The sequence below is a fragment of the Neobacillus kokaensis genome, assembly GCF_014656545.1.
Lineage (GTDB): Bacteria > Bacillota > Bacilli > Bacillales > Cytobacillaceae > Neobacillus > Neobacillus kokaensis.
On sequence record NZ_BNDS01000012.1, the window covers coordinates 69,905 to 94,736 of the forward strand.

Below are 24,832 nucleotides of genomic sequence, written 5' to 3' on the forward strand. Positions count from 1 at the left end.
CAATTGCTCAAATATAGAAGTAATCCATTTTGTTCCAATTTTTGTAGAATTGCATTGGAGTTATGTAGAATAGTGCTTGAATTACGTAGAAAAAGTCCTTAATAATGTAGAAACAATTGCTCAAATTAAAACGTAGAAGGTCTCTAGGTACCCTGAACCTGGAAGAAAACCTTTGGGTGCCTGTCACCGCCCGAATTTTGTCGAAGATTGATACCTTTTAGGTGAATAGAGAATGATAAAATGGAAGATGTTTGTATGGAAGGCTGAACCTTCTAGCAGGTTTGAACACTTTTGGTTTTTTCATTTTGTACAATCCTTTAAAAGAAAGTTGTTCGGGGGACGTCAGCTATTAATATCAAAAAGGTTGTGTAAGTATGAGTTTCATGATGTATTCTAATAAGTTGCAACAGCTTAGCCCGCTTCCTTTGCCAGCGGGGTATTCATTTCGGACTTTTCAGCCTGGTGATGAAACCATTTGGGCTAACATTGAAACACGTGCAGGGGAGTTTGCGAATGAAGAGGCTGCTTTACAACGCTTCCGAACGGAGTTTCTTGAATTTGAATCCGATCTTCAGCAACGCTGCTTTTTTCTGGAAAATGCAGAGGGAGAAGCAATTGGGACGATTATGGCTTGGTTTGGAGAGTATGGAGACCGAAGAATGGGGCGTATTCACTGGGTTGCGATTATTCCGGAATACCAAGGCAGAAAGCTCGCTAAACCGATGGTCACATATGCTTTGTCTGAATTGAAAAAGTACCATCAAGAAGCCTATTTAACAACGCAAGAACATAATGATAGAGCGATTCGTTTATATGAAAAGTATGGATTTATAGCTGTTGAACGCCTAAATGAGGATGGGGAATAGGGGTGCCACAATCTCGTTGCCAGGCACTCCCTGGATGCCATATAGGAGAAAAATGTAATAAAGGCATGACTACCACCCGAAACTGCTTTTATTGGAGCATTGCCTCTTGACGGTAAAGGGGACGTCTAACTATGAATCTCTAACCATTATTTTTTACCGCTTGTATACACTTCATAATACAGCCCTTTGCGAATCTGGTTCATGATGATGGATAAGATAATTCCGATAATTAATCCTAAAAAAATATCAATCATTAAGGTAGTTACGAATGTTGCGAGATAAATAAGTGCTTCATACGGCGCCTTCTTTAGTAGATTTGGTAGCTGTTTGATTTTGATTAGATTGACCACAGCCACAATAATAATGGCAGCCAGTGCAGACTTAGGTAAATAATAAAATAGCGGTGTTAAATAAAGCAGGGAAATCAAAACGAAAAGTGCCGTGAATAATAGGGAAAGCTTACTTTTCGCCCCGGCCTGATAATTAACCGCAGTTCTTGAAAGCCCCCCTGCAACGGGGATGGAACCGACAAAAGAACTTACGATATTTGCTAACCCTAAGCCTATCAGCTCCTGATTCGCATGAATTCGATCTTTTTCTTTGCTGGAAAATACCTTCACAACGGCAAACGATTCTAGGAAGGAGATAAAGGCAATCATAACCGCAACAGGCAGCAATAATTTCATGCTATGAAGGGATGGCATCTGGAAAGTAAGCTCCGGCAAGCCTGACGGGATTTCCCCAACAACCTCCACTCCCATTTTATTCAGATCCAAAGCTTGAACCGCGACTGTAGTGATTAGGACAACTAGCAAGGGACCGGGAGAACGGGTTGTCCGTTTTTTTAAGATGGCTAATATAAAAATACTCATGAAACCGATTGCCAGTGTATAAAGATTTGTCTTCGGAAGGTTACGGATGACCTCCATAGAGTACTGAAATAAATTATGATAAGCCGGAAGCGTAACCCCCATCAATTCCTTTATTTGATTCACTGCAATAATAATCGCCGCGGCCGAAATAAATCCGTTAATTACGCTTGGAGAAATATAATCAAAAAGGTCTCCTATTTTTAGCAGCCCCATTATCAGATGGAGACATCCTACCATCAATCCAAGCACGACAACAAGCTCCAAAAACTGGTCCGTGTTAGGCTGAGCAATACCGGAAACCCCTGTAAAAACGATAAGCGACACAATTGATACTGGTCCTACCGATAAATACTTTGACTTTCCAAACAAAGCATAAAAAATAAGCGGGAAGGTTGCAGCATAGAGACCCATTTCAAGAGGAACCCCAGCAATAATGGCATAAGCCATACTTTGAGGAATCAATAGAACTGCAACAATCATTCCGGCGGTCAAATCTCCCGACAAGTTTGAAGATGGGTAATGCATGAGTGTTTTCAGCCCTGGGATTAACTTAAAAAGCAACTTCCAACCTCCTATTCCTGGCCAACTAGCAAAAGGAAATAACTCATCCTATGTGTATGATTTTCTGCTAGTAAAAATGCTATTCTCTATGCCAGGTGTTGTTCGGAAGTAAAGAGGTCCTCCATAAACCCTGTTTTATGGTAATTAAAAGAATCCATTTTGAAAAGTGTTTGATCAAAATGGATTCTTCCTCAAGCTTCGTTGAACGAATTATTCTCTTTTTGAACGGGTACCTTTTAAGTTTTTGAAGTAGCGCCGACCACTTAGGCAAGATGCGGAATCACTACCCCTCCATAGATAAACGCCAAAACAATGACGATGGCTGGATGCACCTTCCATTTAACGATGGCTAATAAAGCGAAAAGGGCTATCAAACCTGATTGCCAGTATCCAATGGAATCGAAGGATACAAAGCTGAAATCCCATGTTAATTCAATCATCATGACAGCGATAACCGGCTGAACTAATAGAGTCATTCCTTTCACAATGTCGGATTGCTTAAAATGATTTAGAACCTTGAGAAGAATGATGATGGCAATGGCAGAAGGAGCAATAGTGGCAATTGTTGCCACCAACAATCCAAGCCAACCTGCCTGCTGATAACCGGTGAAGGCAGCAATTTTTGTCGCGATAGGTCCAGGAAGGGCATTCGCTACCGCAAGCATATCGACAAATTGGGGATTGGTCATCCATCCATAATGATCGACCACTTGTTGCTGCATAAGGGGTATGGAAGCCGGGCCGCCCCCATAACCGAGAATATTGGCAATAAAAAATCCTGAGAACAACTCCCATAAAATCATAAGGAAACCTCCTTTTTCTGCTCGGGATCATGCTTTTTAGCTCTTTGTTTTATCCGCTTGGAAACTCTTAAATGTATAGTTCCGTAAGCTAAAAACAGCAATATGGTAACAGCTGGGTGAACATGTATGACAAAAAGCAGCAAAAACGCGACAATCCCAGTTATGAACCCTACTACTTTTCCTAATCCCTTCCACGTTTTTGCGCAAAATTCATAAGCCATCATACCAAGCAGTACAGCAATAACAGGACGCACGGCCGCGATCATTCCAGCGACAACGGCTGATTCCTTAAGTGTGTAAAGCAGTCCGAGCAGGCCGACTATTCCGAATGTGGTTGGGAAAATATGGCCAATTACACCCACACATGCCCCAGCAATTCCCTTTTGTTGATAACCAAGCTGTGCGGCCATTTTTGTCGCAATGGGGCCTGGCAAAGCATTGGCAAAGGCGAGTATTTCACCGAATTCTTCATCGCTTATCCACTTATATCGTTGAACAGCCTCATGCCGAAAGAGCGGAATAACCGATGGACCGCCTCCATATCCTAGAATCCCGGTTCTCATCATTGCCAATAAAATGTCTACATAAGATTTCATAAAAAATTCTCTCCCATCGTTCAAAATCTTTAACCAGTAGCAGTCCTATTCCTATAGACGGACACAAAGTAATTTACTCACAGTACCTTATTTTGGGATGAAGAGGGAGGATGAAAAAATTATAACTTCAATCCCATTCGGCTTTTATATCGTTTTAGAAGCATTTGAGAATCAACTCGTATGATTCCTGGGGTAGAATAGAGTGTTTTGAGTATGAATTCTTCCATTTCCTCTTTGTTTTTAAAGACACCATGCATATGGAGCGTACTCGGTCCTGTCATCAGATAAAGACTGGTGACCGCCGGATGCACAGCTAGCTTTTCAGCTATTTCATCTAAATGTTTTGGTTCAACATCCACATTGAAAAAGGCCGATACCTGAATCCCTACTTTTAATGGATTAATAACAGCGGTAAAGCGCTCGATTACGCCATCCTCGATTAATGTGTTTATGCGGGTCTGTACGGCCACTCTGGAAAGCCCCACCTGTTTGGCAAGATCAGTATAAGAAATCCGCGCGTCCTTCAGCAGCACTTCTAATATTTGCTGGTCAATTTCATTTAGTTTTATAGCAGGGAAGTCATTCATTGAACTATTCTTCGTCATTAGCGAACCCTCCAGCTTCTAATTAATTCTCCGATTCTAATTTCCAAACGTAATGAAAAATACATTTTTACTTTCGATATTAATAATCTTAAAACAAAAAACTTTCTAAATCAACAGAAAATTAGCTGTTGACTTACAGAATGATTCGTGGCAGAATACTAATTAATCAACAAGTTAAAATTTTCTGAACATTATAATTTCCGGGGAGGAAGAAAAATGGCCGATCGTCCAGCTGGAAATCCAGCACAATCTCGTTCAGCAGTTCATGCTCCAAATGGCATGGTAGCCTCCAGCCAACCTCTAGCATCCATGGCAGGTATCCGTATTTTACAAAAAGGTGGGAACGCCTTTGATGCCGCGATTGCTGCAGCAGCCGTATTAGCTGTAGTAGAACCTATGCAAACGGGACTGGGAGGTGATATGTTTGCACTCATTTATAATCAGAAGAATAAAAAGGTAGAGGCCATAAATGGCAGCGGACGTGCTCCTTTCAAAGCGAACCGCGAGTATTATTTATCCAAAGGATATAATAAAATCCCGTTGACTGGTTTGTTAGCGCTTACAACACCTGGTACTGTAGATGGCTGGGCGGAGGTTCTTGAAAAACATGGAACCATGACCTTTGCCGAGGTACTGCAGCCAGCGATTGAATATGGGGAAAAAGGGTTTCCTGTCTCTCAAATTATTGCAGCACAATGGAAACGAAGTGAAGAATTGCTCAAGCAAAATAAAGAAGCCCGTGAATGCTATCTAATCGAAGAAAGAGCCCCAAGAGAAGGAGAATTATTTAAAAACCCGCAGTTAGCCAATACGCTAACAGCGATTGCCGATGGAGGAAGAGATGCTTTCTATAAAGGAAGGATTGCCCGTGAAATCGCGGAATATGTAAAAAGCCATGGAGGCCTTCTTAGTTATGAAGACCTGGCTGAGCACTCTTCGACATGGGTGAAACCAATATCAACCAATTATAAAGGCTATGAGGTCTATCAAATTCCTCCCAATGGTCAAGGAGTGACGACGTTGTCGATGCTCAACATGCTGGAGTGTTTTGATTTTACAAAAATAGAGCATAATTCCTCCCAGTACATTCACCTGCTTACAGAAGTAAAAAAACTAGCTTATGCGGATCGTGACTTCTTTATAGCTGATCCTGATTTTGCTCCTGTACCGATAGAAAAAATGCTTTGTAAGAACTATGCGGGTAGCCGCAGCCGTCAAATTGATGAAATACGTCCTCTGGCTGCTACAAGCCCAGGCTTTGAATTAGCAGGGGATACGGTTTATTTATCCGTAGTCGATAAAGATCGTAATGTTATTTCGTTCATTAACAGCCTATATACGTCTTTCGGCTCTGGAGTAGTGGCAGGTGAGACAGGTGTATTCCTTCAAAATCGTGCTGTTGGATTTACCCTTGAGGAGAATCATTTAAACACATTGGAACCGGGAAAAAGGCCGCTTCATACGATTATCCCTGCTCTCGTATTGAAAGATGAACAGCCTTATTTTTCCTATGGCGTAATGGGCGGAGATATGCAGCCGCAAGGTCAGGTCCAAGTCCTTCTTAATCATTTAGAATATGGAATGAATGTTCAAGAGGCAGGAGAATCCCCTCGTTTTCGCCATATTCCGGAAGGTATAGCTTTAGAGTCAGAGATTTCCAATAAAGTTAGGTTTGAATTACTAGAAAAGGGCCATCAAGTCACTTCTGGTATAGATATTTTTGGCGGTTATCAAGGAATTCTAATAGATTCAGACAATAACATGCTTCAAGGAGGATCTGACCCGCGGAAGGATGGATGTGCAATTGGTTATTAAGCCTTCATTAACGTAAATAGTAGAAAAACAGACCCGAGCTATATTAATTAAATAGCAGATACCTTTACTTTCAGTTTCAGCTGTAGTTGGATACTTCATAATCTTCATTTACTTCATCTTTGCTACGTATGATAACGCCACTTCAACATTGAATTTGTCTTATATCTATTCCATTCATAAATAAGACGCACTCCTTTCTAGATAAGACATACACTCACATTATGTTTTTAGGAAAAAATAGGAAGAGCACTTGCTCATATAAAAAACTAAATCAGTGGGCTGCTCTTAATCGCTAAGGAGGAACTTTAATGGAAGAAAGAAAGTATGTTGAAGAAAGTCCCGTCCCTGTTAAGACCAAGGGAAAGAGTAAGCTATCAGTGATAGGACCTGGTATTGTTCTTGCAGCAACTGGAATCGGTGCAGGGGACATGATTACATCCACTGTTGCTGGTGCACAATTTGGGATCTCCCTTGCATGGGCGGCTATCATTGGCGTTTTTCTAAAATTTTGCCTAACCGAAGGAGTCGGCAGGTTTACCTTAGCTACAGGAAAAACCATTATGGAAGGTTGGCGGTCGCTGGGGCGATGGACAATGGGCTACTTTTTTGTCTATGTGACTTTATTCGGGCTCATTTACGGAGCGGCTATTGCAACGACATGCGGTCTTATGATGTATATTATGTTTCCGATTATGCCTTTATGGGCCTGGGCGATGCTGCATTCCGTAGCGGGCTTTGCGCTTATTTGGTTCGGTCGTTATAAAACATTGGAACGCGTTATTACTGTTTTAATTGGAATCATGTTTACTACTGTTGTTGGTTCTGCGATTATGCTTCTTCCTAGCATTGGTGATATTCCGCGTGAAGCACTCATTTTCAGTATTCCAGATGGATCAATTTTTAGGATTCTCGGAATTATGGGCGGAATCGGAGGGACAATGGCGCTTGCAGCCTATGGATATTGGATTCGGGCAAACGGATGGAAGGATAAATCGATGGTGCCAACAATGCGTTTAGACGCGTCCGTTGCTTTCATCATGACTGGTATTTTTGCTGTATCCCTGATGATTGTAAGCGCCCAGTTCTTATATGGCTCCGGTGTGAATTTTGTTGGAGCAGAGGGAGTAAGCAATTTCCTTGATTTATACGGGGAGAATTTCGGAACGACCGCCCGAATGGTATTAAATATCGGTTTCTGGGCTGCTGCATTTACCTCGTTAGTCGGATCATGGAACGGCATCCCGTACTTATTTGCAGACTTTGTAAGAATTATGAAGAAGAAAAAAGAAGAAAAATTGGCTGCATCTAAGCCAGTAACTGAAAAGGATCCTGCATACAGGGCGTTCTTGGCTTGGCTCACGTTTCCATCTATGCTTTTATTTATATTTAATCAGCCAGTCGGTCTAGTCCTTCTGTATGCTGCACTAGGCTCACTCTTTCTGCCATTTCTCGCTCTTACTTTACTCTTCCTGCTAAACTCAAAACAAGTAGGCCTTGAATTCCGAAATAGACTTGGCCATAACGCCGTGTTAGTGTTTGTTATTGTTGTTTTTGTAACGCTGGGGGTTATAAAGTTCATATAGACTCAAGAATCCTGACGGTAGTAGTTGCAAGGAGAAGTGTTCACAGCTAACGGGTTCTGTTAACTATCGCAAACATTAAAAATGTAATGCAAAATGTCCTTCAAATTGTATGATAATTTGGAGGGCTATTTTTGTTGATATAAAGGGATTTCGATAATTATTTTGGGAGAATTGTAGTGCAATTTGTATATTAAAATGGGGGGTACAATTGCTAGTGTAGCGCAGCAAAATGCACTAATTTTTACTTGCAAATTGATATACAGAAAAATATTTTTAAGGTCAGGTTCTGGTATAACTGAATGTTAATTTCACGGATATGAAAAATAACCGGCAAAATTCCGGCTAAATTGGGAAATACCCATATTTCCTTAAAAATAAGGGGAGTTTTTCCGTTTATATTATTCAAATCATTGGATTTTGTCTTATTTAGAGCAGTTAATCGGAATATCTCCGCTTATATCCGCTTCTTAAGCTTCCCTTATATACATTAGCAGGAAATTCTCCGCCTATGATTTCTCTACCTACACAAAATTCGATACGGAGAGGGCGGAAATGGTTTGCAAACTTCGCAGAAAGGGGGCGAAATGAAAAAATGTTTATAACACCAAAGTTCACTTTAAGAGGAAGTTGTTGACAAATAGGACGGATAATTTTATCATAAGTGTCAACTAAAGTTTAGAATATGTTTACATATTTTCGGTGCGGAAGGGCTGTTTTTATGGAGAAGTTTTATAGTGTTAGAATGAGAGCTTCAAAGGAGAGGGCTCATGAACAGGGCGGAAAGCATATTTCTGGCGGTGAACAAATAGCAGCTTACGAGAATGTGAGAGAATCGATCATTGCCTTGCTGGATAAAGCATTAACCCACACAAGGGGCAAACCGGATTTTTTGCAGATTCAATTCGATTTAATTGATGAGCCTATTAGAAAGTTGGAGCCGTTGCCACTTGCAACCAACAAAGTGGAAACAGTGGAAGAAGGGCGATTAATGGCACGAAATCTATTAGAAAAGTCAGGTGTCCCACGAGCGTGTATTGAAAAAGCTTTCTTACAAATAACTGAATTTTTCGGTCATAGAGGAGCCATTTTATTTGATATTCAATCCAACCAACGTGTGGATCATCCAAATGAAAAAAGCGTGCGGGTTTCAAGAATGGACTGGCCGACTGACAATTTTGCTCAGTGGGCTGACCATCATGCTGTACCTCGAAGTAAAAGGATAAAGGAGGCCCTTGTTCTTGCTACGAAAGTCAATAGGAATAGGACGACCGTCGCGGAATTATGCTGGTCCGATGATCCGGAATATATTACGGGTTATGTTGCCAGTAAAAAACTAGGCTATCAGCGGATTACAAAATTAAAAGAAGTTGGCGATGAACATGGCTGCCGAATTTTTTTCATAGACGGTAAAAGGGATCTTTCTTCATACATAGAGTACTTGGAAAAGCAGCCCATCTTCATTGAATGGGATCCACGATTGATTGACAATAGCACCGCTTTAAAATGAAAGATGATGAGCAATTCCACTCTATAAAGGAAGGTCACAAACAAATGAGGTGATTCATGTTGATGCTTGATGATTGGTTAAGTCAGCGCATCGAGAAATGCAAAACGGAAGGTTTGTATCGAAAAGTTCGAACAATGGAAACGGCGCCGCTTCCCGAAATGATGGTTGACGGTAAAAGAGTGCTCGTCTTTTCCTCCAATAATTATTTAGGACTGGCGAATGACCGGCGCTTGATTCACGCTGCTGAAAAAGTTTTGTCCAAATTTGGTTTGGGAAGCAGCGGATCAAGATTAACGACGGGCCATTCGATTTGGCACCAAAGGTTGGAGGAGAAGATTGCCCGATTTAAGCAAACAGAGGCTGCCCTCCTTTTTTCAAGCGGCTTTTTAGCAAATGTTGGTGTGTTATCCTCTATACCCGAAAAAGGAGATGTCATTTTAAGCGATCAGTTGAACCATGCCAGTATTATTGACGGATGCCGGCTTTCAAAAGCTGAAACGGTCATTTATCGCCATATCGACATAGCTGATTTAAAGAAACAATTGAAAGAATCCATGGTGTATCGGAGGCGGTTTATCGTAACAGACGGTGTTTTTAGTATGGATGGTACAATTGCTCCCCTTGATCAGATTATTTTGCTGGCTAAAAAATACCAAGCCTTTGTCATAGTGGATGATGCACATGCAACGGGTGTTTTGGGGAAAAATGGACGAGGGACAAGTGAATATTTTGGTGTGCAGCCTGATATTGTCATCGGTACATTAAGTAAAGCGGTTGGGACAGAAGGGGGATTTGTTGCAGGTTCGCAGGTCTTAATTGACTTTCTCAAAAACCATGCCAGAACGTTTATTTTTCAAACTTCCCTGCCTCCGTCCATTTGTGCAGCATCATGTGCCGCTATCGAAATCATAGAGGGTAGTGAAGAAAAGCGCCAAACGTTACTCTCCAATGTAAAAAAGGTAAAAAATAGTTTAGCAGAAATGGGATTTACCGTGAAGGACAGCCATGCCCCGATTATCCCGGTGATGATTGGAGACGCAAAATTGTCCGTTCTTTTTGCCAATAAGCTGGAGGAAAACGGAATCTATGCACCGGCCATCCGCCCGCCGACTGTGCCAAAGGGAGAAAGCCGGATTCGACTGACCCTCACCGCCGAGCACACATCCACTGAAATCCATCACCTGCTTGAATGTTTTCAACGTATAGGCAGAGAACTTCACTTGGTGTAAAGAGGGATATATGGGTGTGGGGATATTTAGAAAAAAGAATAGAATATCAGTTCCGAATAAATCAAAAAGCGGGACGAGGGTGATGACCTTGTCCAAAAGGTGGCTGACATGAAAACCGATGTAAATCAAACATTATCAAATTTATTTATTTCATCCGACTTTTTCGAAAATCCTTATCCATTCTATGAAGAATTGCGATCTAATCAACCTATTTGTTGGGCAAATCTATTAAAGCAACCCGGATGGTATGTGACGGGATATAAGGAAGCCGTTGCTATTTTAAAAGATTCGCGGTTCGAAAATCGTATGCCGCTGCCTGAGGCATCCAAAAAATACACACAGTTAAAAAATATTCAAAGTAATATGATGCTCTTTAAAAATCAGCCGGACCATAAACGGCTTCGTTTACTAGTGAGCCAAATCTTCACTCCCGGAATGATAGAGCGGCAGCGTTCGTATATTCAGGATACGGCTGATGATTTATTGCAGTCGTTTCGAAATAAGAAAACAATCGATGTCGTTTCTGAATTTGCCTATCCTTTAACCAGTATGGTCATTGCAAAAATTTTAGGAATACCCGAAGAAGATCGCCATCAATTTAAAGAATGGGCAGCAGGTTTAGTTCCAACGATTGATTTTACTCGTTCACGTAAGGTGTTAGATAATGGAGATAATCTTGCTATCTTTTTAACGTCTTACTTTAAAACGCTCATAGAGAAAAGGAAGTTCAATCCGGGGGAGGACCTCATCAGTTTGCTTATAAAAGAGGAGCAGCTGGGGGAACGTTTAACAGCCGAAGAACTTGTGGCAACCTGCATCCTGCTTGTTATTGCTGGTCATGAGACGACTGTTAATCTCATTAGCAACTCCGTTCTATCTTTATTGAAGTATCCAGAACAAATGAATAGATTGAAGGATAATCCAATGCTAATAGAAAGAGCAGTTGAGGAGTTTTTACGTTTTGAAAGCCCTACACAGATGACTGCACGGATGGCTTCGGAGGAAATTCAAATCAATCATGCAACGATTAAAAAAGGGGAGCAAGTCTATATTCTTTTGGGTGCCGCCAATCGCGACCCGAATCAATTCCATTATCCACATATACTTGACATTACGAGGAATCCGAATCCCCATCTTGCTTTCGGGCAGGGTACGCATTTTTGTTTAGGTGCTCCATTAGCACGTTTAGAAGCTCAAATTGCTATTCAATCACTCCTGGCCAATACAAACAACATACAACTAGCGACCACAAATATACAATTCCGCAAATGGATTGGATTTAGAGCATTAAACACACTGCAGATTGCATTTGATTAATGGGGGACAAGGTGACAGGGCCACTGTCACTAAGAAATCTTTTACACCATTTTTCCAACCTTTTCCAATTTATAATTACAGTTAATTACCACGCGATATTTTAAATCTGTATATAAACCGGTTAATTGAATTAACTTTATTAATGGAATTTGAACTTCTAGTTTCGAAGAATTGCTTTATAGAATAACAAAGATATATAAACGGAAAGGCATTCTAAAAAAAGGAGCGTCTTTTTTTGGTGCCTGGTGTTACGGACTGAATGAGTGCTTTTAATGCAATTTTGGGTCTGTCTCTAAGTTGTGCAAAGGAATATTTTTTGTCTAAGGGAAACATTTTTTAAAAAGTTAAATATACTAAAAATAAAGCGAGTTGATTTGGATGTATCTGTCTAAACGAATCAGAAAGAAAATCGTAGTAACTGCTTTCCTTTGCAAGCTATTAGGTGTTATTGAACAAGAAGATTATCAGTCTATGGTTAATCAATCAAAGTCTCATCATTAAGTTCATTAAAAAGAAAGATCGCCAATTGGCATCCATAACAAAAGGGGACACGATTACTGCCCTCGTGTCCCGCAATGTTTCCTTTTAAGTTGTAATAAACTGTCCGCCGTTAATATGAATGATTTGTCCTGTCATGTAAGTGGAATCGTCGGAGGCTAGTAAGACGTACACTGGGGCAAGCTCTGCCGGCTGCCCGGGACGTCCCATAGGCGTGGTTGTCCCAAATTTTGCAACCTTTTCCTCGTCAAAGGTGGATGGAATTAATGGTGTCCAAATCGGCCCAGGCGCCACACCGTTCACGCGAATCCCCTTTTTAACAAGAGATTTGGCCATTGACCGTGTGAAGGTAACAATTGCTCCTTTTGTTGAGGCATAATCAATCAATTGTTCATGCCCCTCATAGGCAGTAACGGAGGCGGTATTAATGATCGTGCTGCCTTCTCTCATATGCTGCAGTGCTGATTTGGTGAGGTAGAATTGAGAAAAAATATTGGTTCGGAACGTCTTTTCCAGCTGTTCCGAGCTGATCTCCTCAATACCTGGCTGCGGATGCTGCTCAGCCGCATTGTTAACTAAAATATCTAAGCCGCCTAGCTCATCTACGGTTTTTTGGATCGCTTCCTGACAGAAGGTCTCATTGCCGACATCTCCTGCAATCAGAAGACAACGGCCGCCTTGCTCTTGTACCTCAGCCTGAGTGTCCTTTGCGTCCTGATGTTCATCCATATAAACAATGGCAACATCAGCTCCCTCTTTTGCAAATGCAATTGCAACCGCTTTGCCGATCCCGCTGTCTCCCCCGGTAATAAGCGCTTTTTTCCCTTCTAATTTCCCGCTGCCTTTATATAAGGTATTGTTTTCAATTGGTGTGGGCTCCATTTCAGATGTGATCCCTGGCTGTTGATCCTGATGCTGGGCTGGTTGTCCATTTTTTTGGCGATTTTCTAGATTCATTTCTATTCCTCCTCTAGTTTGATGTTCATAGTCTATAACTACCCAAATATTCCAGTCATAAACTTTCTACGGATGTGTTCGTTATCTCCCGTTGGAGGCTTAGCATGATAGAAAAAGAATCTCATTCTATAAGACTCTCAATTTATTTAAAGTTGGCATTTTGATTATTTAAAAAGTCTTCACTTAGTATCCCCATCTCCCTGATATGGTTGCGGGTGTTTGTATCTCCGAGCTGATAGAGCATCGCATAGATGGTAACCATCCGCATATCATATTCTAGATTTTGCGGGTCATGATGATATTCAAGGAAAGGAACATGGGAGCGGATATAGCTTTCCCAATCAGTCTGGTAGTTATCATCAAACAACTGTTCCAGACTTGCGATTTCACGGTCCGTTGCTTCAATTTTAAAATCCCATTCTGACATGAAAGGCTCGGGTGCTATTTCATGAGATTGAATATTAATATAGTAGGTATGTTTAGGCTGTTCCATATGATCATCTCCTCTTTCTTTTAGTATGGGTTTACCACAATTTAGAGGGGAATAATCTTTTAGGGGTCAGACCTCCGCTGAGAAAAAATATTAACGCGGTAAAGTATAGACGAACCAGGAACGAAGGGAGATTGCTTTCGTTCTTATTTTTTTACAGTTTAAAATTGGAAGTTTTCGACAATAATTGATTTGACTATTTAAATACTGCAGGTAGGATGATCGCGGTGACCCGTATATGGCGAAAGCTCAAGTCTAACAAGGCAAAGAAAACATTGGCAGCGGAAAATGCAATACAAGTAGAAGGCTCTCTTTACGAGAGTTTGGACGAAAATTTAAATAAGTTACAGTCCATATATGATGAATGTTCGGATGTCATCTTCCGCCATTTTTTTATAAGCGGAAAAGAAAAAGCCCTTCTTATATATATAGAAGGGATGACTAATATCGAGGAAATTGATAATAATGTCCTTTCACCGCTTATGCAGGAGTCAGAAGTCCTAATCAACGACGTTAAGACAATGATGGAAAAGAAGGTTCCGGTTTCCAATATAAAAGAGATGAAAACCTTTTTTGATTGTGTACAGGAAATTTCGGTAGGCAATCCGGTGATTATAATCAATGGGGAAAAAACTGGTTTTTCTTTGGGGTTATCAAAATGGGAGAAACGGTCAGTAGAAGAGGCGTCGGCTGAACCAGTTGTTCGCGGCCCGCGTGAAGGATTTGTTGAAACCATTTTGGTCAATACTTCTATGCTCCGTAAAAAAATAAAAAGTCCTGTACTAAAAATGCATTCCATGCAAATTGGGCGATACACCAAAACGAAGGTTGTTATCGCCTTTATGGAAGGAATTGCGGATAAGACTTTAATCGAAGAAGTCAAAAACAGACTAAACCGTATTGAGATTGACGGAGTATGGGAAAGTGGAATGATAGAAGAATTCATCGAAGATAATCCTTATTCTCCTTTCCCGCAAGTTTTAGCGACAGAACGCCCTGATGTAGTTACTTCAAACCTACTTGAAGGACGTGTGGCCATTTTAGTCGATGGAACCCCTTTTTCTATTGTTGTACCAACGACTATTTATTCTCTTCTGCAGTCAAGTGAGGATTATTATGCACGGTTCTTGATCGGAACGGCCATTCGTTGGCTTCGTTACGTTTTCCTTGTGATTTCACTGCTCTTGCCATCTTTGTATGTGGCGGTGATCACTTATCATCATGAGATGGTTCCAACCACCCTTTTGATTAGTATGGCAGCGTCTCATGAGCAGATTCCATTTCCAGCTTTAGTAGAAGCGTTAATCATGGAAATAACATTTGAAGCATTGCGTGAAGCGGGGGTACGGCTTCCAAAACAAGTTGGAGCCGCGGTTAGTATTGTAGGAGCTCTCGTCATTGGTGATGCGGCCGTTTCCGCTGGAATTGTTTCAGCACCGATGGTAATGGTCGTTGCGATTACAGGAATTGCTTCCTTTACCATTCCACGCTATTCTGCCGCTATAGCGATTAGAATGCTTCGCTTTCCAATGATTCTTCTTTCTGGGACACTGGGGCTTCTTGGGATTATGCTTGGAGTAATCACCATTGTCATCCATTTATGTACGTTACGTTCTTTTGGTGTTCCTTATTTGAGCCCGATGGCCCCGACAAAACTCCGTGATATGAAAGATGTACTTATACGTGCTCCATGGTGGAAATTAAACACAAGGCCACATCTTACAGGTGAATACAACAAATATCGACAATCCTCTGGGCAAAAGCCTGGGCCAACTAAAGGGGATGAAAAGTAAAAAAAATATGTCTTTTATATCTAGAGTGAGCAGGCTGTTTGAGATAGAAGGATGAGCGCTCTCCAGCCCGCTATCATGGTCTATCAGACCTAGACATTTCCTATTCTATTTTTGCTTTTTGCCGTTGCTTGTGAAAAGTCTTCAATAAGCCTAATTTATTATAGTGCAGGGGGGGAGGGGGAATGGGATGAATACTATTTCTTTAAAGAGAGCGGTAAATCTAATGCTCACTTTTTCTATTTGTTTATTAACACTTTTCCTTACAGGCTGTTGGGATCGAGTAGAAATCAATGACTTAGCGCTTGTTATGGCAACAGGACTTGACAAAGCTAATGATAATAACATTGAGCTTTCCGTTCAGCTGGCTATTCCTAAAGCGATGGGAGGGGGACAAGGAATGGTCGGTGGTCATGGTGGAGATAAGCCGACAATTGTTGAAAAGGCAACTGGAAAAACAATCTTTGAAGCTATGTCACGGCTTCAAGAAAAAGTGTCCCGCCGCATTTTCTGGGGACATAACGAGGTCATCATTATTGGCGAGAAATTGGCCAGAGAAGGCATTCAGAGGCATATAGATTTTTTCACTCGTCACCCAAGTCCACGAGAAAGGTCTTTTGTATTTGTCGCTAAAGGTAAAGCTATTGATACTTTGAAAGTTATTCCTGACTTAGAAAGAAGTTCGGCAGAAATTACTAGAGAACTGGCAAACTTTAAAATTGGAATGAGCGTCACGCTGAAAGAATTGGTACAGATGTTAATCGGCAATACAAGAGCGGCTGCACTTCCTTGGATAGAGGTAGAACGGGAACCAGAAAATAAAATGGGATTACGTGTGAACGGAACGGCTGTTTTTAAAAAGGATAAAATGGTAGGACGAATCAACGATAAGGTAACAAGGGGAGTATTATGGCTGAGAAATGAAATCAAATTGTCAGCTGTTACCTTTGAGCCAAAAGGTGCTGAAGGCCAGATTTCATTCAATCTTCTTCGTTCCCATACAGAGCTGATTCCGAAAATTGAAAATGGAAAATGGAAGATAACGGCTAAAGTTGTAACAGAAGACGATGTAGTAGAAAACGAAACGAAATTAAATTTGATGAATCCTAAAATTGTGAAAGAGATTGAAAAGCAGTTAGAACAAGAAATTGATGATCGAATTCTCATGACGGTGAAACTGGTTCAAGAAGAGATGGAAGCAGATATTTTTGGCTTTGCCGATGCATTTTACCGTCACTATCCAGATCAGTGGTCAAAAGTAAAGGATCAATGGGACGAAAAGTTTCCAGAAGTTGAAGTTGATATTAAAAGTAATGCATATATAAGGAGACCAGGTATGTCCACTTCACCCCAAGGAATACCGGAAAATGAGGTGAAAGGAAAATGAAATGGGCCTCTGTGTTAGGAATTACCGTGGTAGTTATGCTAATTACGCTTTATGAATGGCCAAAGATGACCAAGAATCTTAAAAAGGAAAAATGGGCTTTTGTGACATTGACCATGGCGGGCTGGCTGCTAGCTGTCCTTCTTGTTTTTCTTCCGAGTTTGCCGGGACCTAATGATTTGATCGATATGATTTTTAAACCTTTTGGTAAGCTGCTTCAAGAATAAGGGCAGGAACGGTTTTCATTCTTCGTGATGAGGTGAATAAAAATGATTGAGAAAGGGAAGATTTCCGCTCAACAAATGGCAATCATGATGTATCCTGTCATTGTTGGAACCGGAATTATTTCTGTTCCGGCAGTATCTGCGGAATATGCGAAGAACGACTTATGGATCTCGCCTTTATGGGCAGCCCTCATAGGGTTTGTTGCAGTTTATATCGCCTTTCAACTACATAAGTTTTATCCTGGGCAGACAATTATGCAATACACTGAACATATTATGGGACGAACCCTTGGGAAGATCCTCGGCTTCCTTTATTTGGTATTTTATATCCAAATGAATGGTGGAGGAATTAGAATTTATGCGGAGTTCGTTACGGGAGTTTTATTAACAAAAACACCAATTATAGTAGTTATCTCAACGATAGTCCTTGTTTGTGCCTTTGCAGTGCGTGGAGGGGTAGAGGTAGTGGCAAGGGTCGCCCAATTCTTTTTCCCACTATATGTTTTATCAATGGTAGTCATTATCGTACTGCTTTTTCCTGATTTAAATTATAAAAATATATTTCCTATATTAGCTGATGGTCTAATTCCTTCAATGAGGGGAGCGATTGTACCGGGCGGCTGGTTTGCTGAATTTATACTCGTGTCAGTCCTATTTCCCTATTTAACTAACGTTGAAAAAGGCAGGAAGTGGGGGATGATTTCAGTATTTTCTGTCATGATGACGTTTATGGTAACAAACCTTCTTATACTTTTCGTATTTGGGGAAACGACATCAAGATATTTATATCCACTTTTCACAGCCTCCCGGTATATTAGCATTGCTGATTTTTTGCAAAAGCTTGATCCGGTTATCATGGCAATGTGGGTAGCTGGATCGTTCATTAAATTTTCTGTTGTTTTTTATGCTCTTGTAATATGTACGGCACAATGGCTGAATTTATCCAATTACCGGCCGATTGTCTTTCCGCTGGGTTTTCTCACCATATTGTTCTCCATTTGGGGAGTTCCTAGCAAAATGGTGGAAAGCGAATATAACTTTATCGTATTCCCTGTCTATTCCTTTTTTGTACAAATCCTTATTCCACTATTATTGCTTAGTATAGCTTTCTTTAGGAGGCGAAGGCCCGCGCTGAGATAGTATGTGTGCCTGTCACCGCCCGAATATATTCGAAGTTCGATAGGTTTTTGGCCTGAAGTTAAGAATTCGGGCGCCAGGCGGTAATTTATATACATGCCTGGCGCTTTTTTGTTTTGTATCGCTGGGCGATATATATTAAAATCTTTTAAAAACATAACGTTTTATTTCATTGGTATACAAAATAAGACAAACAAAAGCGATTATTACATCATAAATTTACTTTATGGCGGCAATAAATCAAATTTCAACAAATTCCCGGGAAATATCTAAAATATGAGTAGGAATCGACAAGATTACATGAAACCATACATTCATGAAGTGCTTCAATAACTGATTGATATTGTTCGTGTGACATAAATTAAAGGACCTCCTTGTTTTTTCTTCATTTTTTACATAACCTCTTTTTTGGTGATTAAACATATTTATATTAGCTTTGAGGTCAATCCCCACTTAACTTATGAACTTTTTAAAAATAGTAGGTTCGCGTACTATGAGCGGATGAAGTCCATTAAACCTTTTTTGTCTCCAAAAAGTTTAAAAGAGGGATGTAATGGGGTTCCTGCTGCTTTGACCATTTCCCATTTCCGACATTTTTTATCCATTTATGTATATTAAAAGCTAGTATTGTTGCGGGCTAGAGGCATTTTCAAATAAACGTTTGTTTGAGTGACAGAATTTGCAGCAGGAGGAGGGTTAGAATGTTTAATTGGCAGGCTTTTTGCTAGAGTTAAATAAACGTTTGTTTGGTAAAAGGACTTAAGGTTTTTGTCGAATGGCTTAAAATTTGTCACAAGGACAATGTAAACAAACAGATTAATAGGATAAAAGAACTGGACTTATTGAACTTTTTTTAATAAGATCAGACCCTAATTATGTGATTCAGCGATTTCAATCATTAAAGGTAAAAAGCGGTAAAGTATGAGTGAAACGGTAGGATAGTGTGTTTTTAATTTCTTCTAATGGGATTTTCAAGAGACGAAAGGGATCTAACATATAAGACTTTGGTCATCGCCCAATTTTAAACAGTTTTGTTATTCATGAACAAATCAGGGATTTTGCCTCAATAAAATAACTTTTTAATATGGTAGAGTAAAAATGAAATCTATGTTGAAGGATGTGGTATTTTGAAGTTGAATGTAAAAATTTCGGTGATTACTTTAATTTGTTTCATGGTTTTTCTGCCAAATTCTATCTTTGCACAAGAAATTTTACAAAATGGAAGTCAAGGACAGGAAGTGTATAACCTACAAGATAGTCTGAGGAAAATGGGTTACCTACCTACTCAGCCAACCGGTTATTATGGTCCAATGACAGAGGAAGCTGTTAGACAATTCCAAGTGGATACTAGAGTAAGTTCAACGGGAATCTTTGGGCCACAGACTCAACGAAAATTAAACAATGTCGAAATGATGGCAAGAGTGGTTAATGGAGAAGCCAGAGGCGAGGAATACATAGGACAGGTTGCAGTAGCTGCTGTTATTTTGAACCGTTTGTCCACACCTGGATTTCCTAAAAGTACATATGATGTTATTTTTCAGACCAATGCTTTTACAGCTGTCAATGATGGGCAGTATTATTTGTCCCCTACGTTCTATTCTTATCGAGCAGTCATTGATGCTTTAAAAGGCTGGGACCCTACATACGGTTCGGTTTATTACTATAATCCAACCATTGCAACAGATGATTGGATTTTCACTAGGCAAACAGTACTTCGAATAGGAAACCACTTATTTGCTAAGTAAAGGTTAACTTACTATACTGCCTGGCCTGGATTACGAAAAAGTATTTTCGTAGTTTACAATCTGATTTATAAAATGAGGTAGCTTATGAAAAACCAATGGAACCTACTATTAGCATTAATGGTCATTTTAATTATTGCGATTTTTTCAGTTATAAATGTTGAGCCTGTAACTGTTAATTATTTATTCGGAAAAGCTGAGTGGCCTTTGATCCTCGTCATCATTGGGTCAGTTATATTAGGTGCTCTATTCATTGGGTTAATTGGCATGGTTAAGATTTATCAACTGCAAAAAGCTTTGAAAAAATATGAAAGTGAAAATGATTAATATCTATCGAGTGGGGACCTATTGTTTCCACTCTTTTTTAAAAAATGAAAGGCTTACGAAAGCCTTCATGATCAATTATTCAACTGCCAGAGGACGCGTGAACGGAGCCAATGGTCGCGGGAAAGGTGGACGCTTCTTATAGCGCTTCATTTTCTGTTTTTTGAGGCAGTAGAACCGGCCCTCTGCTATTTCAGTGACTAAAGTCAGTTATAGACAGGCTGTAATATTTGGCCTTTTTTACCATAAGCAATGCTAAAGACTCGTTTTTAATATATTGACTATCTAAAAAGTATAATTTTGGTAGAATGTACACTATAGCAAAAGATTTTGGAGTATTCATATTTTTTATAAAATGGAGGAGAGCATGTATGAGAAATTATTGGACGAAGCTAATGCTAACAATGTTCTTGGCGATATTGCTGAGTGGATGTGCTGGGGATGTAAATTCCGATGGAAAGAAAGATCCAAATACGGATAATTCTGCTGAAAAGATCGAGAAACAAGAAGGACAAATTGATCCGCAGGCACAAGCTGAACTTAAAGATGTAAATAATAAAACGATCGGCACTGTCAGCTTTCTAGTTGATGAAGACAATCATATTCAGGTTAACGCTAGTATTGACGGTTTAGAGGCGGGGCACCATGGCATTCACATCCATGAAAAAGGGATTTGTGAAGCTGATGCGAAGGATGGACCATTCACAACGGCAGGCGGACACTTTAATCCGGATGGAAAACAGCACTCCGAACATGCTGGAGATTTGCCCTCTTTATATGTCAATGAGGATGGTCGTGCTGAGTATTCTGCAAGATTGGACCGTTTGACGATTGATCAATTAAAAGCACAAGAACTAGCTGTCGTTGTTCATTCAAGTCCCGATAACTTCGGTAATATACCTGAACGTTACCAAACTGAGGGAAAGCCCGGCGCCGATGAGACAACATTGAAAGCAGGAGATGCAGGTGACAGACAAGCATGCGGAGCTATTGTTAGCAGATAAGGCATGAATGGGACGATTGGAAATTTTGATACACAAACTGTGGCCCTGCCAACTGCGTTGATCAGTAGGGGGAAGCACGAGGAAGCATGGGGGCTTTTCTCGTGCTTCTTTTTTTAAATCAGAGAAACGTCGACTTTTCGCTCATTAACATAAACCATTTACGAAATGGTTGAAGTTCTGAAGGAAATTTGAAGTGTGCGAACAAATGTTTTATAATGTGTTTTCTAATATGAAAAAATATCAACAAAAATTGATTTTGGAGGTATTGTTTATGTATGTAACGATTGCAGACTTTATTCGAGAGTGGAATCGAGAAGCGACTTTAACTCGAAAGATTTTAGATGGGTTGACCGATGATTCATTAAACCAAAAAGTTTACCTCGAAGGCCGAAGCTTAGGGAGAATTGCGTGGCATTTCACAACAAATATTCCAGAGTATTTAACTCATTTTGGGATACAAATGAATAGAGTTGAAAATGCAGAAAATGTCCCCACATCAGCAAATGAAATTGCAGAAACCTTTAAAAGGGTAAGCGAAGAAGCGTCTCAAGCTATTGAACAACAGTGGACAGACGACTCTTTGAGCCAAATGCAGAAAGCATTTGGGAGAGAAGAAACAAATGCTCAAATTTTGATGGGCCTAATTAAACACATTGTTCATCATAGAGGTCAATTAACTATTCTTATCCGGCAAGCAGGGTTAAAGCCTTTTGGGGTTTATGGACCACCAAAAGAAGATTGGGTTCATTTAGGTAAGGAAAACCCGCCGCTTTAGAATCGTGCCTGTCACGCACCGGTTATTTTATTTAAAAATTTTTGACGAAGGTAAGTTTTTTTCTGCTTGGAGCTAGATTGTTAGTAGAGCACCAACGTCATAAATAGTAATATGCGTGCCTGTCCCCGACCGAACTTATTCTTTTTCCAGGTTTCAATACCTCTTCTTCGGGTAAACATACTCTATCTTTTAGTGACAATTTTATCGCTTAAAATGTGGGTACTTTTAGAATAGTGCTCCAGCCATAAAATTCAGCATCTATTTTTTTATACATAAGTTAAATAGGATACCCCCATTTTTATATCCAAAAAATTTAACCAAGTGAACATGAACAAATGTGGAAAGGGGAAGGAACATTGAACAGGAAGGAAGCTACTTTTTCTATTCTTGCTATCGTCATTACGTTGGTACTGGGCTTTAGTTATCTTGGACTTTATGTAGCATCACAACCAGAAGAAAATGAAGTAGGAAGCGACATGGGAGATTCAGAGACAGCTGCCGAACCAACTAAAAAAACAGAAAAACCGTCCCACCCATACTTGCCTCCTAGCATGGAAGAAGTCCCAAAGGGGAAGGAAGGCGATTTAATTAAATTAGGTGAAAAATATCATAATGAGACAAGCAGCGCTTTAGATGGATATGTTGGGAATAAATTAAGCTGCGCCAGTTGTCATGCAAACGGAGGCGTGAATAGTTCCCTTGACCTTGTCGGAGTATCGAAGACATACCCGCAATATAATTCTCGTGCGGGGAAGGTAGTGACATTAGAAGATCGGATTAACGGCTGTTTTCTACGGAGTATGAATGGAAAGCCTCTTCCAAAAGATAGTCAAGAAATGAAAGCGATGACCGCTTATTACACTTATATTTCCCAGAACGTTCCCAATGGTACAAAAGAAAGACCTTGGGCTGAACTTAAGAAGGCGAAAGGCGACTTAGCAGAGGTTGATGCTGAGGCAGGCAGGGAACTCTATAATAAAGCATGCATCACCTGCCACGGTGAAGGTGGAGAGGGCGGCGCAACAGGTATTCCTCTTTGGGGAGATAACTCGTATAATATCGGCGCCGGCATGGCCCGTCTCAGAACAGCGGGAGGTTTTATCAAAGAATATATGCCTAAAGCACCAATGGGCGGATATGAAGCTGGCTCTTTTACAGATCAAGAAGCTTTGAATATAGCCGCTTACATTAACAAACTTCAGAAACGTCCAGATTTCGCGAATAAGATTCATGACTGGCCAAAAGGAGATGCACCTGATGATGCAGCCTATGAAACCTTAGCTGGGAAAAAACAATGATAAATTCCGGCGTCACCGGCTGATTATATGAGTGCCTGATGCCACCCTAATTTTTGTCGAAGATGGATGGATTGTTAGTTTAATAGATAGTAGCAGCAGGGGGGGGGGTATTTTGAAATAACTCTTTTGAGTTTCCTTTTTAATCCGTTTAATCTATGTTTTTTTCCTGATTGACTATTCCTATTTTTAGAATGTATATCGGGTTTTTTAGCAGAATTAATTAAACGTTTGTTTGGTAAGAAAAATGAAGAGTTTTGCCTAATTGCTCCTAAATTTTTCACAATGACAAAGAAATCACGGGAACGGTTCATGCTCCTATATTAAACCACTAAACTTAATTCCTAAAATGAACAGATTCAATGAAGAAAGACACGACAAGCTGCATTCAACTAGTCGTGTCTTTTGCGCAAGGGGGAATCCGTTGCTCTGTTCCTGTTCCTCCGTTTTACCCCTTCATCCGTTCAGGCAGGCTTTGAATCGACTGGACCACTAAATCAAGCTTTGACTCAATCCGGTAAAGCAAGTAGAGGGTCACGACAATAGGGAAGCCAACTTCGCTTATGAGTGGTATGATTTGCTCCACAGCTGTTCACTCCTTTCCTGGTAATCTTTAAAAGAGACCGGATTCCCTATGAAATCCGGCCCCTCCTATGTTAGATCATTTCATATTCTGTCACGTTGCGGTCGACCACTCTTGCCCCTTTGACAACCGCAAGATTACCGCTGGCAGTGTAGAAAATGTTCGCTGCAATAATCTGCTCCATCGCCTGCTTCACCGCAGCCTCATCAACCGGCTCCTTCGGATTATCAACCACAATACGAGCAGTCTTCCCAAACTCCGTACCAAACTGCAACTCCAATGTTTTCGCCATTCTTTTTCACCTCCTTGATATTGTTATTAGTTTTTGTTGTCCTTTTTGTTAGTGGTGTCAGGCACCACTCGTGGACATTTGTCCATCTGGGGTGGACAGTTATTTCTTTACAGCTATACTGTTTTACCGTTCCACCGTATTACCGCCCTGCCTCATTTGACTACTCGGCTAGGATTTCGGATGTGTCGTTGCGCTCTAGGTTGTTTAGCATGTCGTTGGTTAAACCAGAAATAGCGATTGCTGCCTGGAATAATTGATCGGTTGTAGAATCTTTTTTGACATTGCTAAATGTTTTGGATTTCATGATGGGTTTGCCCTCTTCATCCATACCAACCTGAAACACCAGACGGAGCTTCGTGCCGGTTAATAACGCTTGTGCCATGGTCTATCACCTCCTTTCACTCTCTATATAGGAAATAAGGAGTGAAAAGGACAGGGGTGGTATAAATTTTATTGAGAGGAAGCATGGGGAGGGAGGAACCTTTGTTTTTAGGCGGGTGGGGACCACCTTATCGGGGAGCTGCTTGGTCAAAATCAAGTGTTCATTTTGCCCGCTAGTCTAGATTTTATGAGCTGCCTGGTC

General features: G+C 40.5%; 24 protein-coding genes. 15 read left to right on the plus strand and 9 right to left on the minus strand.

What is annotated here, in order from left to right:
* Positions 1–374 precede the first annotated feature (374 nt).
* Positions 375–866 carry a GNAT family N-acetyltransferase gene (locus IE222_RS14800; protein ID WP_191274087.1) on the plus strand — a complete coding sequence of 164 codons (492 nt, stop codon included), beginning with the start codon at positions 375–377 and terminating at the stop codon, positions 864–866.
* Between the two features lie 146 nt (positions 867–1,012).
* On the opposite strand, the gene IE222_RS14805 is transcribed toward IE222_RS14800, so the two are convergent.
* The 4 genes from IE222_RS14805 to chrS form a co-directional block, all read right to left on the minus strand.
* On the minus strand, positions 1,013–2,299 hold the full coding sequence (locus IE222_RS14805) for a SulP family inorganic anion transporter (RefSeq protein WP_191274089.1): 1,287 nt from the start codon (positions 2,297–2,299) through the stop codon (positions 1,013–1,015).
* 263 nt (positions 2,300–2,562) lie between these two features.
* On the minus strand, positions 2,563–3,102 hold the full coding sequence (gene chrA / locus IE222_RS14810) for a chromate efflux transporter ChrA (RefSeq protein WP_191274091.1): 540 nt from the start codon (positions 3,100–3,102) through the stop codon (positions 2,563–2,565).
* Positions 3,099–3,698 carry a chromate efflux transporter ChrB gene (gene chrB, locus IE222_RS14815; protein WP_191274093.1) on the minus strand — a complete coding sequence of 200 codons (600 nt, stop codon included), beginning with the start codon at positions 3,696–3,698 and terminating at the stop codon, positions 3,099–3,101. Before chrB ends, chrA begins: the two co-directional genes overlap by 4 nt.
* A gap of 119 nt (positions 3,699–3,817) precedes the next feature.
* Positions 3,818–4,303: a chromate efflux transcriptional regulator ChrS gene (gene chrS / locus IE222_RS14820; protein WP_275671469.1), complete on the minus strand. Its 486-nt coding sequence runs from the start codon at positions 4,301–4,303 to the stop codon at positions 3,818–3,820.
* Between the two features lie 216 nt (positions 4,304–4,519).
* Here chrS and ggt point away from each other — a divergent pair, with 216 nt between their 5' ends.
* From ggt to IE222_RS14845, 5 genes are all read left to right on the plus strand, one after another.
* Positions 4,520–6,118, plus strand: coding sequence for a gamma-glutamyltransferase (ggt, locus tag IE222_RS14825; protein WP_191274094.1), 1,599 nt, complete (start codon positions 4,520–4,522; stop codon positions 6,116–6,118).
* Between the two features lie 308 nt (positions 6,119–6,426).
* The gene (locus IE222_RS14830) at positions 6,427–7,701 is read left to right on the plus strand and encodes an Nramp family divalent metal transporter (RefSeq protein WP_191274096.1); all 1,275 of its coding nucleotides are present in this window, start codon (positions 6,427–6,429) and stop codon (positions 7,699–7,701) included.
* Positions 7,702–8,419: 718 nt separating this feature from the next.
* A complete protein-coding gene (bioW, locus tag IE222_RS14835) occupies positions 8,420–9,208 on the plus strand; it encodes a 6-carboxyhexanoate--CoA ligase (protein WP_223282719.1) in 789 nt (262 codons plus the stop codon).
* 59 nt (positions 9,209–9,267) lie between these two features.
* Complete coding sequence (gene bioF / locus IE222_RS14840) at positions 9,268–10,437, plus strand: 8-amino-7-oxononanoate synthase (RefSeq protein WP_191274224.1); 1,170 nt, start codon at positions 9,268–9,270, stop codon at positions 10,435–10,437.
* A gap of 108 nt (positions 10,438–10,545) precedes the next feature.
* Entirely contained in the window at positions 10,546–11,754 is a 1,209-nt protein-coding gene (locus IE222_RS14845; RefSeq protein ID WP_191274100.1) for a cytochrome P450, read from the plus strand.
* 585 nt (positions 11,755–12,339) lie between these two features.
* On the opposite strand, the gene IE222_RS14855 is transcribed toward IE222_RS14845, so the two are convergent.
* Both IE222_RS14855 and IE222_RS14860 read right to left on the minus strand, forming a co-directional pair.
* Positions 12,340–13,209, minus strand: coding sequence for an SDR family oxidoreductase (locus IE222_RS14855; protein WP_191274104.1), 870 nt, complete (start codon positions 13,207–13,209; stop codon positions 12,340–12,342).
* A gap of 142 nt (positions 13,210–13,351) precedes the next feature.
* The gene (locus IE222_RS14860; RefSeq protein WP_191274106.1) at positions 13,352–13,702 is read right to left on the minus strand and encodes a hydrolase; all 351 of its coding nucleotides are present in this window, start codon (positions 13,700–13,702) and stop codon (positions 13,352–13,354) included.
* A gap of 215 nt (positions 13,703–13,917) precedes the next feature.
* On the opposite strand from IE222_RS14860, the gene IE222_RS14865 reads away from it, so the two are divergent.
* The 9 genes from IE222_RS14865 to IE222_RS14905 all read left to right on the plus strand — a co-directional run bounded on the left by IE222_RS14865 (position 13,918) and on the right by IE222_RS14905 (position 23,377).
* Positions 13,918–15,492 carry a spore germination protein gene (locus IE222_RS14865; protein ID WP_191274108.1) on the plus strand — a complete coding sequence of 525 codons (1,575 nt, stop codon included), beginning with the start codon at positions 13,918–13,920 and terminating at the stop codon, positions 15,490–15,492.
* 187 nt (positions 15,493–15,679) lie between these two features.
* Complete coding sequence (locus tag IE222_RS14870; RefSeq protein WP_191274110.1) at positions 15,680–16,876, plus strand: Ger(x)C family spore germination protein; 1,197 nt, start codon at positions 15,680–15,682, stop codon at positions 16,874–16,876.
* Complete coding sequence (locus IE222_RS14875; protein ID WP_191274111.1) at positions 16,873–17,100, plus strand: hypothetical protein; 228 nt, start codon at positions 16,873–16,875, stop codon at positions 17,098–17,100. Before IE222_RS14870 ends, IE222_RS14875 begins: the two co-directional genes overlap by 4 nt.
* Before the next feature lie 42 nt (positions 17,101–17,142).
* Complete coding sequence (locus IE222_RS14880; protein ID WP_191274115.1) at positions 17,143–18,237, plus strand: GerAB/ArcD/ProY family transporter; 1,095 nt, start codon at positions 17,143–17,145, stop codon at positions 18,235–18,237.
* 1,124 nt (positions 18,238–19,361) lie between these two features.
* On the plus strand, positions 19,362–19,979 hold the full coding sequence (locus IE222_RS14885; protein ID WP_223282720.1) for a cell wall hydrolase: 618 nt from the start codon (positions 19,362–19,364) through the stop codon (positions 19,977–19,979).
* 84 nt (positions 19,980–20,063) lie between these two features.
* Positions 20,064–20,303, plus strand: a complete 240-nt coding sequence (locus IE222_RS14890; protein ID WP_191274116.1) for a LapA family protein — start codon at positions 20,064–20,066, stop codon at positions 20,301–20,303.
* A 368-nt stretch (positions 20,304–20,671) separates the two neighbouring features.
* Complete coding sequence (locus IE222_RS14895; protein ID WP_191274118.1) at positions 20,672–21,304, plus strand: superoxide dismutase family protein; 633 nt, start codon at positions 20,672–20,674, stop codon at positions 21,302–21,304.
* A gap of 271 nt (positions 21,305–21,575) precedes the next feature.
* Positions 21,576–22,079 carry a DinB family protein gene (locus tag IE222_RS14900; protein WP_191274228.1) on the plus strand — a complete coding sequence of 168 codons (504 nt, stop codon included), beginning with the start codon at positions 21,576–21,578 and terminating at the stop codon, positions 22,077–22,079.
* Positions 22,080–22,435: 356 nt separating this feature from the next.
* Positions 22,436–23,377, plus strand: a complete 942-nt coding sequence (locus IE222_RS14905) for a c-type cytochrome (protein WP_191274120.1) — start codon at positions 22,436–22,438, stop codon at positions 23,375–23,377.
* Positions 23,378–23,822: 445 nt separating this feature from the next.
* Here the strand turns inward: IE222_RS14905 and IE222_RS14910 are convergent, their stop codons facing one another.
* From IE222_RS14910 to IE222_RS14920, 3 genes are all read right to left on the minus strand, one after another.
* A complete protein-coding gene (locus tag IE222_RS14910) occupies positions 23,823–23,960 on the minus strand; it encodes a YvrJ family protein (protein WP_042462125.1) in 138 nt (45 codons plus the stop codon).
* Positions 23,961–24,030: 70 nt separating this feature from the next.
* Positions 24,031–24,249 (minus strand): DUF2922 domain-containing protein, encoded by a 219-nt coding sequence (locus IE222_RS14915; RefSeq protein ID WP_191274122.1) that lies wholly within the window; start codon positions 24,247–24,249, stop codon positions 24,031–24,033.
* A 160-nt stretch (positions 24,250–24,409) separates the two neighbouring features.
* Positions 24,410–24,631: a DUF1659 domain-containing protein gene (locus tag IE222_RS14920; protein WP_191274124.1), complete on the minus strand. Its 222-nt coding sequence runs from the start codon at positions 24,629–24,631 to the stop codon at positions 24,410–24,412.
* Between the last annotated feature and the right edge of the window lie 201 nt (positions 24,632–24,832).

Excerpts from the sequence above, each read along its gene's own strand:
- IE222_RS14800 (WP_191274087.1), top strand. The coding sequence starts at position 375 with ATGAGTTTCATGATGTATTCTAATAAGTTGCAACAGCTTAGCCCGCTT.
- chrA (WP_191274091.1), bottom strand. The coding sequence starts at position 3,102 with ATGATTTTATGGGAGTTGTTCTCAGGATTTTTTATTGCCAATATTCTC.
- chrB (WP_191274093.1), bottom strand. The coding sequence starts at position 3,698 with ATGAAATCTTATGTAGACATTTTATTGGCAATGATGAGAACCGGGATT.
- chrS (WP_275671469.1), bottom strand. The coding sequence starts at position 4,303 with ATGACGAAGAATAGTTCAATGAATGACTTCCCTGCTATAAAACTAAAT.
- ggt (WP_191274094.1), top strand. The coding sequence starts at position 4,520 with ATGGCCGATCGTCCAGCTGGAAATCCAGCACAATCTCGTTCAGCAGTT.
- IE222_RS14830 (WP_191274096.1), top strand. The coding sequence starts at position 6,427 with ATGGAAGAAAGAAAGTATGTTGAAGAAAGTCCCGTCCCTGTTAAGACC.
- bioW (WP_223282719.1), top strand. The coding sequence starts at position 8,420 with ATGGAGAAGTTTTATAGTGTTAGAATGAGAGCTTCAAAGGAGAGGGCT.
- IE222_RS14845 (WP_191274100.1), top strand. The coding sequence starts at position 10,546 with ATGAAAACCGATGTAAATCAAACATTATCAAATTTATTTATTTCATCC.
- IE222_RS14855 (WP_191274104.1), bottom strand. The coding sequence starts at position 13,209 with ATGAATCTAGAAAATCGCCAAAAAAATGGACAACCAGCCCAGCATCAG.
- IE222_RS14860 (WP_191274106.1), bottom strand. The coding sequence starts at position 13,702 with ATGGAACAGCCTAAACATACCTACTATATTAATATTCAATCTCATGAA.
- IE222_RS14865 (WP_191274108.1), top strand. The coding sequence starts at position 13,918 with ATGATCGCGGTGACCCGTATATGGCGAAAGCTCAAGTCTAACAAGGCA.
- IE222_RS14870 (WP_191274110.1), top strand. The coding sequence starts at position 15,680 with ATGAATACTATTTCTTTAAAGAGAGCGGTAAATCTAATGCTCACTTTT.
- IE222_RS14875 (WP_191274111.1), top strand. The coding sequence starts at position 16,873 with ATGAAATGGGCCTCTGTGTTAGGAATTACCGTGGTAGTTATGCTAATT.
- IE222_RS14880 (WP_191274115.1), top strand. The coding sequence starts at position 17,143 with ATGATTGAGAAAGGGAAGATTTCCGCTCAACAAATGGCAATCATGATG.
- IE222_RS14890 (WP_191274116.1), top strand. The coding sequence starts at position 20,064 with ATGAAAAACCAATGGAACCTACTATTAGCATTAATGGTCATTTTAATT.
- IE222_RS14895 (WP_191274118.1), top strand. The coding sequence starts at position 20,672 with ATGAGAAATTATTGGACGAAGCTAATGCTAACAATGTTCTTGGCGATA.
- IE222_RS14900 (WP_191274228.1), top strand. The coding sequence starts at position 21,576 with ATGTATGTAACGATTGCAGACTTTATTCGAGAGTGGAATCGAGAAGCG.
- IE222_RS14915 (WP_191274122.1), bottom strand. The coding sequence starts at position 24,249 with ATGGCGAAAACATTGGAGTTGCAGTTTGGTACGGAGTTTGGGAAGACT.
- IE222_RS14920 (WP_191274124.1), bottom strand. The coding sequence starts at position 24,631 with ATGGCACAAGCGTTATTAACCGGCACGAAGCTCCGTCTGGTGTTTCAG.